The organism is Kingella oralis (genome assembly GCF_014054985.1).
GTDB classification, from domain to species: Bacteria; Pseudomonadota; Gammaproteobacteria; order Burkholderiales; family Neisseriaceae; genus Kingella_B; species Kingella_B oralis.
This window is the reverse complement of the sequence record NZ_CP059569.1, coordinates 2,096,364-2,110,347: the sequence shown is the minus strand read 5'-3', so window position 1 is coordinate 2,110,347 and position 13,984 is coordinate 2,096,364. Positions and strand designations below refer to the sequence as shown.

Below are 13,984 nucleotides of genomic sequence, written 5' to 3'. Positions count from 1 at the left end.
CGGGTCGTTAGCTCAGTCGGTAGAGCAGCGGACTTTTAATCCGTTGGTCGAGCGTTCGAATCGCTCACGACCCATAAGCCAAGTTTTCAGGACTTGGCTTTTTCTTTGCCTGCTGCATCAGGCAGCCTGAAAATAATCTGCTTGATTTTTTTATCAAAAACCGCGATAATCGCACGTTTTAATTTTCACGGAATGGCGCAACCGCGCTGTTTCATTTTTGTGTAAGATAAACTCTTACTCGTTCTTTATATAAGGATTTTAGCTCATGGCTAAGGAAAAATTTGAACGTAGCAAACCGCACGTAAACGTTGGCACCATTGGTCACGTTGACCATGGTAAAACCACTCTGACTGCTGCCCTGACCACCATCTTGGCAGAAAAATTCGGCGGTACAGCCAAAGCGTACGACCAAATTGACGCAGCACCCGAAGAAAAAGCACGCGGTATTACCATTAACACCGCACACGTTGAATACGAAACCGAAACTCGCCACTACGCACACGTAGACTGCCCAGGGCACGCCGACTATGTGAAAAACATGATTACAGGCGCAGCGCAAATGGACGGCGCCATCTTGGTGGTATCTGCTGCTGACGGTCCTATGCCCCAAACGCGTGAACACATCTTGTTGGCCCGCCAAGTAGGCGTACCTTACATCATCGTGTTTATGAACAAATGTGACATGGTGGACGATGCTGAGTTGTTGGAATTAGTAGAAATGGAAATCCGCGACTTGTTGTCTAGCTACGATTTCCCAGGTGATGACTGCCCAATCGTACAAGGTTCAGCTTTGAAAGCCCTAGAAGGCGATGCTGCCTACAAAGAAAAAATCTTTGAATTGGCTGCTGCTTTGGACAGCTACATTCCTACCCCAGAACGCGCCATTGACAAACCCTTCTTGTTGCCAATTGAAGACGTATTCTCCATCTCTGGTCGCGGTACCGTGGTAACAGGTCGTGTAGAACGTGGCGTTATCCACGTAGGCGACGAGATTGAAATCGTAGGCTTGAAAGACACCCAAAAAACCACGTGCACAGGCGTGGAAATGTTCCGCAAATTGCTGGACGAAGGTCAAGCAGGCGACAACGTAGGCGTATTGTTGCGCGGTACCAAACGCGAAGAAGTAGAACGCGGTCAAGTATTGGCAAAACCCGGCACCATTACCCCTCACACCAAATTTAAAGCCGAAGTGTATGTATTGAGCAAAGAAGAAGGTGGTCGTCATACCCCATTCTTCGCCAACTACCGTCCACAATTCTACTTCCGTACTACTGACGTAACGGGTGCGGTTACCTTGTCTGAAGGCGTAGAAATGGTGATGCCGGGTGAAAACGTAACCATCACCGTTGAATTGATTGCGCCGATTGCCATGGAAGAAGGCTTGCGCTTTGCGATTCGCGAAGGTGGTCGCACAGTAGGTGCGGGCGTTGTGGCTAGCATTATTGCTTAATACGAGGATACAGACTGATGGCAAACCAAAAAATCCGTATCCGCTTGAAAGCGTATGATTACAGCTTGATTGACCGTTCGGCACAAGAAATCGTTGAAACCGCCAAACGCACGGGCGCAGTAGTAAAAGGTCCGATTCCTTTGCCTACTAAAATTGAGCGTTTCAACATTTTGCGCTCTCCCCACGTGAACAAAACTTCGCGTGAACAATTGGAAATCCGCACGCACTTGCGCTTGATGGACATCGTGGATTGGACCGACAAAACAACCGATGCGCTGATGAAGCTGGACTTGCCGGCAGGCGTGGATGTTGAAATTAAAGTTCAATAATCGCTGAATCAAAAGGCAGCCTGAAAACGGTTTGATGTTTTCAGGCTGCCTTTTTATGCAAACGAAACGCGGTTAGAATTTCAGGCTGCCGATATTTAATTGATTGAACGGGGTAAACATGGATTTTGATATTTCTTGGGCGCAGGTCTTTCTTTGGCTGCACGTTTTGGCGGTAGTCGCCTGCGTGGTTCGCGTGCTGTATAAGCAGCGCAATACGGGCACGGCGTTTGCGTGGCTCATCATTTTGTTTGTGTTTCCCGTGTTTGGCGTGATTGCGTATTTTGTGATTGGCGAGCCACGGCTGGGCACGGCGCGCGCCAAGCGCAGCGAGCAGATGAATGCGTTTTACCGCGCGTTTGCCGAGCAGCATTTGGGCGATGGCAATGCCGAGCTGAACCGCCAAATGCAGCAGCGTTATCAAGGCATCAGCCATGTTGCCACCAGCGTTACGGGGCTGGCGCCGAGCGAAAACAACGCCATGCGCTTGCTCACGCAAACGGATGAAATTATTGATGCCATGCTGGCGGACATTCAGGCTGCCCAGCAAACGTGCGCGCTGGCGTTTTACATTATTGAGCCGCAAGGGAAAATTCAAACGTTGCTCAGCGCGGTGCGCGATGCGGCGAAGCGCGGCGTGGAATGCACGATTTTGGCGGATGCAGTGGGCAGCGGCGTATTTTTGGGCAGCGAATGGGAAACGCAGTTGCGCGAAGCGGGCGTGCGGATTGTGCCTGCGCTGCCTGTGGGCGTGTTCAAAACGGTTTTCGCGCGCAGCGATTTGCGCAACCACCGCAAAATTTTGATTGTGGATAATCTGATTGCCTACACGGGCAGCTTCAATTTGGTGGACCCGCGGTTTTTCAAGCAAGGCGCGGGCGTGGGCGAATGGGTGGACGTGATGATGCGGTGCCGCGGCGAAATGGTGTTGGAACTGGCGGCGGTGTTTTATGCCGATGTGGCGGTGGAAACGGATGAAAATCTAACCGAAGTGCAGCAGCAAATTGAGCAAATTAGCGACAAAATCCCCGAATTGCTTACGATTAAACGCCAATCGGGCGACGCGGTTGCCCAAGTGATTCCGTCTGCGCCCAACCAATCTGACCCCGTGATTTACGAAACCATCGTGTGCGCCATCCATGCGGCGAAATCGCGCGTGATGATTACCACGCCGTATTTCGTGCCCGACGAATTGCTGCTCACCGCGCTGACCACGGCCGCCAAGCGCGGCGTGGACGTTACCTTGATTTTGCCGGCGAAGGTGGATTCGTTGCTCGTGCGCTGGGCTTCGCGGGCGTATTATCCCAATCTGTTGAATGCAGGGGTAAAAATTGCGCTGTTTCACGGCGGCTTGCTGCACGCGAAAACGCTGACGGTGGACAACGATTACGCGCTGTTCGGTACGGTGAACATGGATATGCGCAGCTTCTTTTTGAACTTGGAAATCAGCCTGGCGATTTACGATGCGCCCGCCACGCAAGCCATCGCGCAGTTGCAGCAGCAATATTTGCACAGCAGCCATTTGATTTCGCCCACGCATTGGCAGCAGCGCGACAAGGTTTGGGGGCTGGTGGAAAACGTGGTGCGGCTGTTTAGCCCGCTGCTGTAGTTTTAACGCCGTTGCCGCCTTCGGTTTTCAGGCTGCCTTGATGCGCAATCGGCAGCCTGAAAACCGTCTTGTCCCCAATTGCTAAACCAAATTAACTAACGTAAAATATCGCCGTTTTTCTGTAAACAAATCTTAACCCCTTTTGATAGGAGCCAACCATGTCAATCATGAAAAAAACCGTGTTCGCCGCCCTGATGCTTGCTGCCATCCCCGCTTTGGCCAAAGGCCCCAAAGTGCCTTACGACCACAAAGGCGTAACCGCTGCCGACATCGTGAAAAGCCCCGATGTGCGCTGGGTAACTGTGGACGAAATCCGCGAAAGCATCAAAGACATGCCCCCGATGACCGTGAGCTTTGACATCGACGATACCGTGCTGGTGTCTTCGCAATGCTTTTACTACGGCCGCAACAAATGGTCGCCCAACGGCTATGAATACCTGCACAACCAAAAATTCTGGGACTACGTTGCCGACGGCTGCGATTTGAGCTCCATCCCCAAAGAATCGGCGAAAAAAATCATTGAAATGCACCAAGCGCGCGGCGACCAAGTGGTGTTCATCACCGGGCGCACCCCCGCCAAAAAACACAAAGACGGCACCATGGACCAACTTGCCAAAATCTTGGAACGCACCTTTGGCGTGAAAAACATGAAGCCCATCAGCTACACCCGCGACACGCCCGTTGCGCCATACAAATACGACAAAACGGCGTACATCGTTAAAGCCCAATCCAAAATCCACTACGGCGACAGCAACGATGACGTATTGGCCGCGCGCGAAGCCGGCATCCGCGGCATCCGCGTGATTCGCTCGGCCGTGAGCACCAACCGCCCCTTGCCCGTGAACGGCGGTTACGGCGAAGAAGTTGTGGTTGATTCGTCTTACTGATGCGTTAAGCGTTTTCAGGCTGCCTGTTGCGATTTGAGGCAGCCTGAAATTTTTTGTGCGGCAGCCTGAAAGCGGTAAACAAGCAATATCAACGCCTTGCACGCAAAAATATCTCACATCGCGCTGAAAATTATGGCATAATCCGCGCTTCGTTTCGTTGGCACGAAACGAATTCGGAGTTTGCAAACGGGTGGCTTGCGCTACTCGGCAAACTTGTCCGCCGCAAGGCATTATTTTTTAGGAAAAACAACTATGCTAACCGTAGAACAAAAAGCCCAAATCGTTAAAGATTTCCAACGCAAAGAGGGCGACACCGGCTCGTCAGAAGTGCAAATCGCATTGCTCACATTCCGCATCAACGATTTGACCCCCCACTTCAAAGCCAACCCCAAAGACAAACACAGCCGTCGCGGCTTGTTGAAAATGGTCAGCGCACGCCGCCGCTTGTTGGCTTACTTGCGCCGCACCGATGCGGACACCTACCGCAACGTTATCACCCGCTTGGGCTTGCGTAAATAATAGGGTAAAACGTTTTCAGGCTGCCTTGTGTAAACTATAAGGCAGCCTGAAAAGCATTTAAGAAGTGCAAACTCGTTTCCGCATCACCCGTATCGCAACAGGCAGCCTGAAGGTGCTTTTTCAGGCTGCCGTTTCTTTCGCGCCATACTCGCACAAATCGTTGATGATGCAGGTCTGGCATTGCGGCTTAATCGCCTTGCAGGTGTAGCGCCCGTGCAAAATCAGCCAATGATGCGCGTCCAGCAAAAATTCTTTGGGCACATATTTCATCAGCTTGTCTTCTACCTCGCGCACGGTTTTGCCCCGCGCCAAGCCTGTGCGATTGGCAACGCGGAAAATGTGCGTGTCCACCGCCATCACGGGCTGCCCAAAAGCGGTATTGAGCACCACGTTCGCCGTTTTGCGCCCCACGCCCGCCAAGGCTTCCAGCTCCTCGCGCGTTTGCGGCACTTCGCCGCCGTGCTGTTCCAACAGCGCACGGCAGGTTTGCATGATGTGCTTGGACTTGGTTTGATACAGCCCAATCGTTTTCACATACTCGCGCACGCCATCCAGCCCCAAATCCAGCATCGCTTGCGGCGTGTTGGCAACGGCAAACAGTTTTTCGGTGGCTTTGTTCACGCCCTTATCGGTGGCTTGCGCCGACAGTAACACGGCAATCAGCAGCTCAAACGGGCTGCTGAAATGGAGTTCGGTAGTGGGATGGGGATTGGCGGCGCGTAGGCGTTCAAAGATTTCTTGGCGGGTGTGTTTGTTCATGGTGGGGCGGGGGGATGGTTTTCAGGCTGCCTTTGAGGGGTAGACAGCCTGAAAAGGGGTTGTGGGGTTATTTTTTAACGACCCATTTGCCTTTGCGTTTGGTAATACGAACATCGGGGTATTCTGTTGTTTTAGAGGGCATGCGAATATAGACTTCAAAATTGCAGGAATATACACCGTCTGTTATACCACCTTGTACCTTTTGACAGGGCTTGGTAATAGTTAAAACGACATTTTGAGCATTGGCGAAAGTAGCGGGGTCAGTTTTACGAAACGCCTCTTTCACATCAGAATCAGTCGGCGGAATAATAGTAAAGTCATGAGTTTTATACACATGATACGCCCCATACAAAATCGCCATAGTAATCAAAGTTTTCACAATTTTCATTATTTCTCTCTCTTACAAGTTAGTTAATCAATCCTCCGCCTGAAACACATCACGATTGGTTTCAGGCAAATCCATTTCAGGCTGCTGTTGGGCTTGGGCAGCGGCTGCTTCTGCCATCAGGCGTTTTTTCTCGCTGATATATTGGTTAATCTGCTGCACCAATTCCTGCGTGCCCTCGTGCGTTAAGGCACTAATTTTAAACAATCTGGGCGTGGTCATGTCAAATTCAAAGCGGTCATCGGGGGTGGGGTAGTCCCAGCCGATGGCGGCGAGCAAGTGGGCAATGCGTTGCTGCGCGGTCTCTTCGTCCAACATATCCAGCTTGTTGAGCACCAGCCAGCGCGGTTTGTCGTATAACTCTTCGTCGTATTTTCGCAACTCGTTCACAATCGCCAAGGCTTCGGCGGCGGTGTCGGTGGTCTCGTCAAACGGGGCTAAATCAATCACATGCAGCAGCAAGCCTGTGCGCGATAGATGTTTCAAAAAACGATGCCCCAAGCCCGCACCCTCTGCTGCGCCTTCAATCAGCCCTGGGATGTCTGCCATCACAAAGCTGTTGTTTTCATCGATGCGCACCACGCCCAAATTGGGATGCAGCGTGGTAAACGGATAATCCGCCACTTTCGGGCGGGCGGCAGACACGGCGCGAATCAGCGTGGATTTGCCCGCATTGGGCATGCCCAGCAGCCCCACATCCGCCAGCACTTTCAATTCCAGCAGCAAAGTGCGTGCTTCGCCTTCCTCGCCCGTGGTGAACTGCTTGGGCGCGCGGTTCACCGATGATTTGAAATGGATGTTGCCCAAGCCGCCTTTGCCGCCTTTTGCCACGCACACGCGTTGCCCGTGGTGGGTAAGGTCGGCAACGATTTCATCGGTGTCGGCATCGCGAATCAGCGTGCCCACGGGCATATGCAGTTCAATGTCGTCCGCGCCTGCGCCGTAGCGGTCGCTGCCGTGTCCTTTTTCGCCGTTTTTGGCTTGGTAGCGCTTCACGAAGCGGTATTCCACCAGCGTGTTCACGTTTTCGTCGGCAACGGCAAACACGCTGCCGCCGCGCCCGCCGTCGCCGCCGTCCGGTCCGCCGCGCGGCACGAATTTCTCACGGCGGAAACTGGCTGCGCCGTTGCCCCCGCGTCCGCCAAAGACTTCTATTTTGGCTTCGTCTATAAATTTCATGGATTGGATTCTCGTGTTGGATTCAGGATAGTTTAGGCAGCCTGAAAAGGGGTTTCAGGCTGCCTGAAAGGGTTGGAAAATGGGGCGTATTATAAAGGACTTGCTGCGGCTTTGCCCGAATATTTGCTACAATGCCGCGCTCGGTTTTCAGGCTGCCTTAACCCATTGGGCAGCCTGAAAACGCATTTTGTGAAAGGAATCCCATGTCTCGCTCATCCCAAGAGCTTGGCGGCATCACGCTGCTGGGCGGTCAGAAAACCGAGTACCGCGCCGATTACGCGCCCGAAGTGCTCGAAGCCTTCGACAACAAGCATCCCGATAACGATTATTTCGTCAAATTCGTCTGCCCCGAATTCACCAGCCTGTGTCCGATTACCGGCCAGCCCGATTTCGCCACTATCGTTATCCGCTACATCCCCGATGTGAAAATGGTGGAAAGCAAATCGCTCAAACTCTATCTGTTCAGCTTCCGTAACCACGGCGATTTTCACGAAGACTGCGTGAACGTGATTATGAAAGACTTAATCGCGCTGATGAATCCCAAATACATCGAAGTGCATGGTATCTTCACCCCGCGCGGCGGCATCGCCATCCATCCCTTTGCCAACTACGGGCGGCTGGGCACAGCGTTTGAGCAGATAGCGCGCGAGCGGCTGTTCGGGCACGACAGGCAGTAAGACTGAGGCAGCCTGAAAATGAAAAACCGCCTGTTTTTACTCGCAGGACTGGCAGCCTGCCACGCCGCTGCCCAATCCATGCCAATATGACCACCCTCGCCATCACCCGCAGCACCACCGCGCTCGCCGCGCTTTATTCCGTGCAAATCAACAACAATTTGGTTGCGCTGTATGAAACTGCCGAGCCGTTAGCCCGTCAGCAAGGTGTTCGGGTAACTGCCGCGCCCAGTTCAACTTTATCGGTCGTCTTCAACGGCACGGCAGAATTGGATTGCCGTTGGCAAGATTGATTTTCAGGCTGCCTCAGGCGCGCGGATAATCCACACGGCGGGGCAAAATTTCCTTATAATCCGCCCCTTTCGCAGGCAGCCGCAGGGTAAAACTAAAACGGCTGCCCTTTTCAACCCCGCGCGGTTCGTAACCCTCCCGCGTTGAAAGGGTCGTGCAGATGGGCTTTTAATACAAGGCGGCGAGCCACAGCCGGTACAAGCAGTACAGCAAGGTGCGCCAGCACCGTAGTAAAAGCCAAGATGTGCGACCAATCAAAACCAAAACTAGGAAACCCTATGCAAAACTATCTTTTTTCCGACAAGCAAAAATCGCAAGCGCTCTTTTGGCTGGCGTTGTTCCACATCGCCGTCATCGCATCCAGCAACTATCTGGTGCAATTCCCCTTCACCATCACGCTGCCCAACGGCTTTGAAGTCCATTCCACATGGGGCGCGCTCACCTTCCCCTTCATCTTTCTCGCCACCGATTTAACCGTGCGCATTTTTGGGCAAACACTCGCCCGCAAAATCATCTTTTTCGTGATGTTTCCCGCGCTGCTGTTGTCCTACGCCCTTTCCGTGCTGTTCCAACAAGGCGCGTGGACGGGCATTGCCTCGCTGCAAACCTTTGTGCCGATTGTGTTCCGCATCGCGCTTGCCAGTTTTTCCGCTTATGCGTTTGGGCAACTGATGGACATTTTCGTGTTCAACAAACTGCGCCGGCTCAAAGCGTGGTGGATTGCGCCCACCGCCTCCACGTTTGTGGGCAACGCGCTGGACACGCTGCTGTTTTTCGCCATCGCGTTCGCAGGCAGCGACGATGCCTTTATGGCGGCAAATTGGCAGCATATCGCCTTTGTGGATTATCTGTTCAAGCTCACCATTTGCACGCTGCTGTTTGTGCCCGCTTACGGCGTGGCGTTGAATTATGTGCTGAAAAAATTGGCAGCGAGTGGGCAGCAGTTTCAGGCTGCCTAATGGCGGGATAAATAGGAAGTCGGGTGTTTTGCCTGACTTTTTTGTTTACAGGGTTAGGCGGGATGGGCAGCCTGAAATCTCTGCGAAACCGTAGGTCGGGCATTGATGCCCGACATTTTTCGTTGTGGCGTATGAAGATAAATAGCTTGGCATTTGTCGAGCATCAATGCCCGACCTACAACAGCAGCTTGTTTTTCCAATCATTTCTGAATATCAAACAAGATTCCCGCCTGCGCGGGAATGACGGCGTTTCTTATTTTCAGGCTGCCTTTGCCATGCCCAAAGGCAGCCTGAAACGCTTGCGCTACGGCAACGGAAAGAGTGGGTATGGCGGCGATACGCCATGTTCTGTTTCAGGCTGCACGAAGGGTTGAGGCAGCTTTATCCATTTGTCCAAATCTTTGATTTGGGTATAAATGGTTATACCGCAGCGCAACGCGCAAGGTTGAAATCTAAAATGGAACGGCGGTGAGCTGATTAAGCCAAACATGATGGGTTTGCCAAAATGTCGGTGAGCCACCGACGTTCCATTTTAACTTCGCCCCCGCAGCATTTTCAGGCTGCCTCAACCATGCGCAACCATCACACCCACAAAAAAACCGCTTGCGCTGCCTGCAAGCGGTTTTATCAACTTCAATCAAAGGCTTCTTTCAGCCGTTCCCAAAAACTTTTCTGCCGTGGCGTTTGGCTGCGGTCCAAACCTGTGGAAATGGTTTCAAACTCCGCCAGCAATTCTTTTTGCCGCTCGGTCAGGTTAATCGGCGTTTCCACCACAATGTGGCAATACAAATCGCCCACCAAGCTGCTGCGCACCGATTTCACGCCTTTGCCTTTCACGCGCATTTTCTTGCCGTTTTGCGTGCCGGCGGGGATGTTGAGTTTTACTTTTCCGCCCAGCGTGGGCACTTCCACTTCGCCGCCCAGCGCGGCGGTGGCGAAGCTGATGGGCAGCTCGCAATGCAAATCGGTGGGGATTTCGGGGTCGCGTTGGAAGATTTTGTGCGGGGCAACGGAAACGTGAATATACAAATCGCCGTTGGGTGCGCCGTGCGTGCCTGGTTCGCCCTCGCCTGTGAGGCGGATGCGTTGCCCGTCGTCAATGCCTGCGGGGATATTGACTTCTACGGTTTTGCTGGCTTTCACACGCCCTGCGCCGTGGCATTTGAGGCAGGGCTCTTTGATTTCTTTGCCTGTGCCGCCGCAGGTGGGGCAGGTTTGTTGGATTTGAAAGATGGCTTGGCGAACGTGTACCGTGCCTGAGCCGTGGCAAGTGGAGCAGGTGGTGGCTTTGGTGCCTGCTTTTGCGCCTGAGCCGTGGCACACGTCGCATTCTTCGTAGGTGGGGATGGTGATTTGGCGTTTTACGCCTGTGGCGGCTTCTTCTAGCGTGATTTCTACGCGATAGCTGATGTCTTCGCCTTGATAATTGGGCTGGCGCGCGCCGCCTGCGCCGCCAAACATTTGGCTGAATATGTCGCCAAAATCAAAACCTTGCGCGCCGCCAAATCCGCCGAAACCACCAAATCCGCCAAAATCGCCCGCGCCGCCAAAACCGCCTTGTTCAAAGGCGGCGTGTCCGTATTGGTCGTAGGCAGCTTTCTTTTGCGGGTCGGATAGGGTGTCGTAGGCTTTTTGGATTTCTTTGAATTTTTCTTCGGCTTCTTTGTTGTTCGGATTGCGGTCCGGGTGGTATTTCATTGCCAGTTTGCGGTAGGCTTTTTTGATTTCGTCTTCGCTTGCGCTGTGGGCTATGCCTAGGGTTTCGTAAAAATCTTTGCTCATGGTTGTGTGTCTTTGGGTTGGTTAAATCGGATGCGGGGCTATATGGGGGGCGTGGGGCGAAAATCAAGGTTGGCGGCGGGGTTTGTTTGTCGGAGGCAGCCTGAAAGCGGGGGTATTTGTTTTTGCTTCGGACGCTGTTTCAGGCTGCCTTTGCGTGTGCCGCTTTATGGGCTGCAGCGGGATGTGGGCGTAGCGGGGGTTGTTGTGGCAAACAAGCGGAGTCAGGCAGCCTGAAAACTATTGCGCGGCAAGCAACACGATGGCTTGCGCTTCAATGGCTTCTTCGCGCCCGAGATAGCCGAGTTTTTCGTTGGTTTTGCCTTTGATGTTGACGCAGTTTTCAGGCAGCCTTAAATCGGCGGCGATGTTGGCGCGCATGGCGGCGATGTGGGGGCGCAGCTTGGGCTGCTGGGCAATCAGCGTGCTGTCCACATTCACCACACGCCAGCCTGCTTGCTGCACGAGGGCGTAGGCTTGGCGCAGCAGGTGGCGGCTGTCGGCGTTTTTGTGTTCGGCGGCGGTGTCGGGGAAGTGCGCGCCGATGTCGTTGAGTGCGGCTGCGCCCAGCAGGGCATCGGTGATGGCGTGCAGCAGGGCATCGGCATCGGAGTGTCCTTGCAGGCCTTTGGGGTGGGGGATGTGTACGCCGCCGAGAATCAGCGGGCGGTTGGGCACGAGGGCGTGAACGTCGTAGCCTTGTCCGATGCGTAGGGTCATGGGGATTCCTTTGTGGTGGGGGTTAGAGGCAGCCTGAAAACGGGTGTTCAAGGCTGTTTGGGCTTCGTTTGTTGTAGCTTCGCCAAACGCTGTTTCAGGCTGCCTATTGGGTGATAAATAAACTTTCTATGCGGGCATCGCGGCGAAACTTTTTGCTGTGTAGAGGCAGCCTGAAATGGGCAGAGGGCATGTTGCCAAAATCGCCACCGCGCACGCGAATATTGAGCCATTTGGGCTGTTGGGTGAAGCGGGCAACGGAGCGCATTTCCACTTCGCTTAATTCAATATCGCGCACTTTGCCCAGCGTTTTTTCGGCATCGCGCAATGCCATGCGGGGGCGGATGCCGTGGGCGGTGCGGCAGGCGGGCGATGGGGTTTCCAGCCATGTGATTTGCTGCGTGCTGTCGTTGAGCAGGGCGAACACTTCAATTTCTTGCGGCAGGGTAATCAGGGTGATTTCGCCCGTTTCGGCATCGGCTTCGCTGCGGATTTGAGCTTGCGGCAGGGCGCGTTGCACTTGCGCCAGCGTTTGCCCAAGTTGGATGTCTGCGATGCTGTTGGGCGTGATGGTGCAGGCGGAGGCGATGGAGGCGGCGATTAGGGCGAAAGGGAGCAAGATTTTTGGGAACATGGTTTGACCTGTGAACAAGAGACAGCCTGAAAGCGGGATTGCAGGATGGGGCATGATGAGCCATATTTTGCGGGAGACGTAGCATACGTTTTCAGGCTGCCTATTGCCATGAGGCAGCCTGAAAACGCTTTTTATGCGCCAATGGCAACGCTGGGCAAACCAATCGCTATTTTCAGGCTGCCTACGGCTGCTCCGTTGCCAACCGCCCCGCCCAAATCCTATCCGCCGCGCCAATTGCCTCCGCATCGCGCAACACGCCGTTGCCAAACCAAACCAACGCGGGCGCGTGGTGATTGTCGTGCCGCTTGCAGATGCGCTGCTCCGCGCCGTTTTCCAGCCATTGCGCGCACCAATGCGTGCTGCCCGAAACGGGGGTGTTGCCGTTTTGCCATTGGTTGCGATGGCTTGCCAGCCAGTTGCGCCAAGCCGTTTGGCGTTTTTCGCCTGCGCGGCGGGCAATCGGCAGCGTGCGGTTGCCGAGGCTGTCGTGGTAGATGACGAGTTGCAGGTTTTGCGCGGTGAAGGTTTCGGGCAAAGTGGCTTGACAAGCGGTGAGCAACAATAAGGCAAATAGGGCAGGGCGGTTCATGGCGTTTTCGGCGGTAAAAAATGAACGGAATATAGCACATCGCCCCAAGCGGCAGCCTGAAAAAAAGCAACAGAAAACGTTTGATTTGGGGTGGAGTAATGTTTCAAATAAGATTGACGTGGCACAAGCAAATGACCAAAAATGCGCTTGAAACAGCGAGATAAGCGTATCATAATTATGTAATAAATTTTTTCAACAACCAAAGGAAGTAGCAAAATGGCAAACAAAGTGAGCAATAAAGTGGTGGTGATTGGCACAGGCGCGGTGGGCGTGAGCTATGCCTATGCCGCGCTCAACCAAGGCACTGTGGACGAATTGGTGTTGATTGACATCAACCAAAAACGCGTAGAGGCCGAAGCCTACGATTTGAGCCACGGCGTGTTTAACGGACCGACTTCAACCGTGGTCAAAGCAGGCACTTATGCCGATTGCGCGGATGCCGACATCGTTACCATTTGCGCGGGCGTGCCGCAAAAACCCGGCGAAACCCGCCTGCAACTGATTGATAATAACTTAAACGTGTTCAGCAAAATTGTTGGCGAAGTGGTGAAAACAGGCTTTAAAGGCGTGTTCCTGCTTGCCGCCAACCCTGTGGATGTGTTGTCCTACGCGACTTACAAATTCTCAGGCTTCCCAAGGGAGCGTGTTATCGGATCGGGCACGGTGTTGGATACCGCCCGCTTGTGCGATGAATTGTCCAAAGAATTTAACGTTGCGCCGCAAAGCATCAACGCTTTTATGGTGGGCGAACACGGCGACAGCATTTTGGCGGCTTGGAGTTCGGCAACCGTTGCGGGGCAATCGGTAAAAGCCTATTTTGATGCTCAACCCAACGGCAAAGAACGCATGGAGCAAATCCGTTACGACGTGATGCGCGCCGCCTACAAAATCATTGAAGGCAAAGGCGCAACGTATTATGGCATCGGCATGGGCTTGGCCCGCATTACCCGCGCCATTTTGCGCAATGAACGCGCTATTTTGCCCGTTTCCGCGCTGGTGGAAGGCGAATACGGCGAGCATGATGTGTTTATCGGCACGCCTGCGGTTATCGGCAGCAGTGGCATTGTGCGCATTATTGAGCAACCTTTGGATGCCGAAGAAAAACAAAAATTTGCAGATTCCGCCAACATCTTGCGTGGCTATCAAGAGAAAGTGCACGAATATTTGAAATAATCAAAACGCAAAAAGCCGCTTGGGTTCAAATGCCCAAGCGGTTTTTGTTTTCAG

General features: G+C 53.4%; 17 protein-coding genes and 1 tRNA gene. 11 read left to right on the top strand and 7 right to left on the bottom strand.

Translation table 11 applies throughout. From position 1 onward, the window contains the following. Window position 1 precedes the first annotated feature (1 nt). From H3L93_RS11280 to rpsO, 6 genes are all read left to right on the top strand, one after another. Window positions 2-74: transfer RNA gene (locus H3L93_RS11280), tRNA-Lys, on the top strand. Window positions 75-265: 191 nt separating this feature from the next. Next, a complete protein-coding gene (tuf, locus tag H3L93_RS11275) occupies window positions 266-1,450 on the top strand; it encodes an elongation factor Tu (RefSeq protein WP_003798618.1) in 1,185 nt (394 codons plus the stop codon). A gap of 17 nt (window positions 1,451-1,467) precedes the next feature. Then, complete coding sequence (gene rpsJ / locus H3L93_RS11270) at window positions 1,468-1,779, top strand: 30S ribosomal protein S10 (RefSeq protein WP_002642322.1); 312 nt, start codon at window positions 1,468-1,470, stop codon at window positions 1,777-1,779. A gap of 118 nt (window positions 1,780-1,897) precedes the next feature. Beyond that, the gene (gene cls / locus H3L93_RS11265; protein ID WP_003798621.1) at window positions 1,898-3,385 is read left to right on the top strand and encodes a cardiolipin synthase; all 1,488 of its coding nucleotides are present in this window, start codon (window positions 1,898-1,900) and stop codon (window positions 3,383-3,385) included. Window positions 3,386-3,543: 158 nt separating this feature from the next. Then, the gene (gene aphA / locus H3L93_RS11260) at window positions 3,544-4,272 is read left to right on the top strand and encodes an acid phosphatase AphA (protein WP_003798624.1); all 729 of its coding nucleotides are present in this window, start codon (window positions 3,544-3,546) and stop codon (window positions 4,270-4,272) included. A gap of 252 nt (window positions 4,273-4,524) precedes the next feature. Next, window positions 4,525-4,791, top strand: a complete 267-nt coding sequence (gene rpsO, locus H3L93_RS11255; RefSeq protein ID WP_003798626.1) for a 30S ribosomal protein S15 — start codon at window positions 4,525-4,527, stop codon at window positions 4,789-4,791. Window positions 4,792-4,911: 120 nt separating this feature from the next. Here the strand turns inward: rpsO and nth are convergent, their stop codons facing one another. The 3 genes from nth to obgE all read right to left on the bottom strand — a co-directional run bounded on the left by nth (window position 4,912) and on the right by obgE (window position 7,114). Then, window positions 4,912-5,550 carry an endonuclease III gene (gene nth, locus H3L93_RS11250; protein ID WP_003798627.1) on the bottom strand — a complete coding sequence of 213 codons (639 nt, stop codon included), beginning with the start codon at window positions 5,548-5,550 and terminating at the stop codon, window positions 4,912-4,914. 67 nt (window positions 5,551-5,617) lie between these two features. Beyond that, window positions 5,618-5,938, bottom strand: coding sequence for a hypothetical protein (locus tag H3L93_RS11245; RefSeq protein WP_003798629.1), 321 nt, complete (start codon window positions 5,936-5,938; stop codon window positions 5,618-5,620). A gap of 27 nt (window positions 5,939-5,965) precedes the next feature. Next, window positions 5,966-7,114, bottom strand: a complete 1,149-nt coding sequence (gene obgE / locus H3L93_RS11240; RefSeq protein WP_003798631.1) for a GTPase ObgE — start codon at window positions 7,112-7,114, stop codon at window positions 5,966-5,968. Between the two features lie 203 nt (window positions 7,115-7,317). Here obgE and queF point away from each other — a divergent pair, with 203 nt between their 5' ends. The 4 genes from queF to H3L93_RS11220 all read left to right on the top strand — a co-directional run bounded on the left by queF (window position 7,318) and on the right by H3L93_RS11220 (window position 9,412). Further along, on the top strand, window positions 7,318-7,791 hold the full coding sequence (gene queF / locus H3L93_RS11235) for a preQ(1) synthase (protein ID WP_003798633.1): 474 nt from the start codon (window positions 7,318-7,320) through the stop codon (window positions 7,789-7,791). Between the two features lie 86 nt (window positions 7,792-7,877). Beyond that, window positions 7,878-8,081 (top strand): hypothetical protein, encoded by a 204-nt coding sequence (locus H3L93_RS11230; protein WP_003798635.1) that lies wholly within the window; start codon window positions 7,878-7,880, stop codon window positions 8,079-8,081. A gap of 276 nt (window positions 8,082-8,357) precedes the next feature. Next, window positions 8,358-9,038 carry a 7-cyano-7-deazaguanine/7-aminomethyl-7-deazaguanine transporter gene (locus H3L93_RS11225; protein WP_003798637.1) on the top strand — a complete coding sequence of 227 codons (681 nt, stop codon included), beginning with the start codon at window positions 8,358-8,360 and terminating at the stop codon, window positions 9,036-9,038. Between the two features lie 146 nt (window positions 9,039-9,184). Beyond that, entirely contained in the window at window positions 9,185-9,412 is a 228-nt protein-coding gene (locus tag H3L93_RS11220) for a hypothetical protein (RefSeq protein WP_155803236.1), read from the top strand. 259 nt (window positions 9,413-9,671) lie between these two features. Here the strand turns inward: H3L93_RS11220 and dnaJ are convergent, their stop codons facing one another. The 4 genes from dnaJ to H3L93_RS11200 all read right to left on the bottom strand — a co-directional run bounded on the left by dnaJ (window position 9,672) and on the right by H3L93_RS11200 (window position 12,757). After that, entirely contained in the window at window positions 9,672-10,820 is a 1,149-nt protein-coding gene (dnaJ, locus tag H3L93_RS11215) for a molecular chaperone DnaJ (RefSeq protein ID WP_003798642.1), read from the bottom strand. Between the two features lie 237 nt (window positions 10,821-11,057). Continuing rightward, window positions 11,058-11,537, bottom strand: coding sequence for a 2-C-methyl-D-erythritol 2,4-cyclodiphosphate synthase (ispF, locus tag H3L93_RS11210; RefSeq protein WP_003798644.1), 480 nt, complete (start codon window positions 11,535-11,537; stop codon window positions 11,058-11,060). 103 nt (window positions 11,538-11,640) lie between these two features. Then, on the bottom strand, window positions 11,641-12,402 hold the full coding sequence (locus tag H3L93_RS11205; RefSeq protein ID WP_169303491.1) for a hypothetical protein: 762 nt from the start codon (window positions 12,400-12,402) through the stop codon (window positions 11,641-11,643). Continuing rightward, on the bottom strand, window positions 12,350-12,757 hold the full coding sequence (locus H3L93_RS11200) for a hypothetical protein (protein ID WP_003798647.1): 408 nt from the start codon (window positions 12,755-12,757) through the stop codon (window positions 12,350-12,352). The genes H3L93_RS11205 and H3L93_RS11200 overlap by 53 nt, the downstream gene beginning before the upstream one ends. 216 nt (window positions 12,758-12,973) lie before the next feature. On the opposite strand from H3L93_RS11200, the gene H3L93_RS11195 reads away from it, so the two are divergent. Beyond that, on the top strand, window positions 12,974-13,930 hold the full coding sequence (locus H3L93_RS11195) for an L-lactate dehydrogenase (protein WP_003798651.1): 957 nt from the start codon (window positions 12,974-12,976) through the stop codon (window positions 13,928-13,930). Window positions 13,931-13,984 lie beyond the last annotated feature (54 nt).

Bases quoted from the DNA above. Each gene is read 5' to 3' on its own strand.
- H3L93_RS11225 (WP_003798637.1), top strand. From the start codon at position 8,358: ATGCAAAACTATCTTTTTTCCGACAAGCAAAAATCGCAAGCGCTCTTT.
- rpsJ (WP_002642322.1), top strand. From the start codon at position 1,468: ATGGCAAACCAAAAAATCCGTATCCGCTTGAAAGCGTATGATTACAGC.
- cls (WP_003798621.1), top strand. From the start codon at position 1,898: ATGGATTTTGATATTTCTTGGGCGCAGGTCTTTCTTTGGCTGCACGTT.
- H3L93_RS11230 (WP_003798635.1), top strand. From the start codon at position 7,878: ATGACCACCCTCGCCATCACCCGCAGCACCACCGCGCTCGCCGCGCTT.
- aphA (WP_003798624.1), top strand. From the start codon at position 3,544: ATGTCAATCATGAAAAAAACCGTGTTCGCCGCCCTGATGCTTGCTGCC.
- rpsO (WP_003798626.1), top strand. From the start codon at position 4,525: ATGCTAACCGTAGAACAAAAAGCCCAAATCGTTAAAGATTTCCAACGC.
- H3L93_RS11245 (WP_003798629.1), bottom strand. From the start codon at position 5,938: ATGAAAATTGTGAAAACTTTGATTACTATGGCGATTTTGTATGGGGCG.
- ispF (WP_003798644.1), bottom strand. From the start codon at position 11,537: ATGACCCTACGCATCGGACAAGGCTACGACGTTCACGCCCTCGTGCCC.
- nth (WP_003798627.1), bottom strand. From the start codon at position 5,550: ATGAACAAACACACCCGCCAAGAAATCTTTGAACGCCTACGCGCCGCC.
- queF (WP_003798633.1), top strand. From the start codon at position 7,318: ATGTCTCGCTCATCCCAAGAGCTTGGCGGCATCACGCTGCTGGGCGGT.
- obgE (WP_003798631.1), bottom strand. From the start codon at position 7,114: ATGAAATTTATAGACGAAGCCAAAATAGAAGTCTTTGGCGGACGCGGG.
- tuf (WP_003798618.1), top strand. From the start codon at position 266: ATGGCTAAGGAAAAATTTGAACGTAGCAAACCGCACGTAAACGTTGGC.
- H3L93_RS11195 (WP_003798651.1), top strand. From the start codon at position 12,974: ATGGCAAACAAAGTGAGCAATAAAGTGGTGGTGATTGGCACAGGCGCG.
- H3L93_RS11200 (WP_003798647.1), bottom strand. From the start codon at position 12,757: ATGAACCGCCCTGCCCTATTTGCCTTATTGTTGCTCACCGCTTGTCAA.
- dnaJ (WP_003798642.1), bottom strand. From the start codon at position 10,820: ATGAGCAAAGATTTTTACGAAACCCTAGGCATAGCCCACAGCGCAAGC.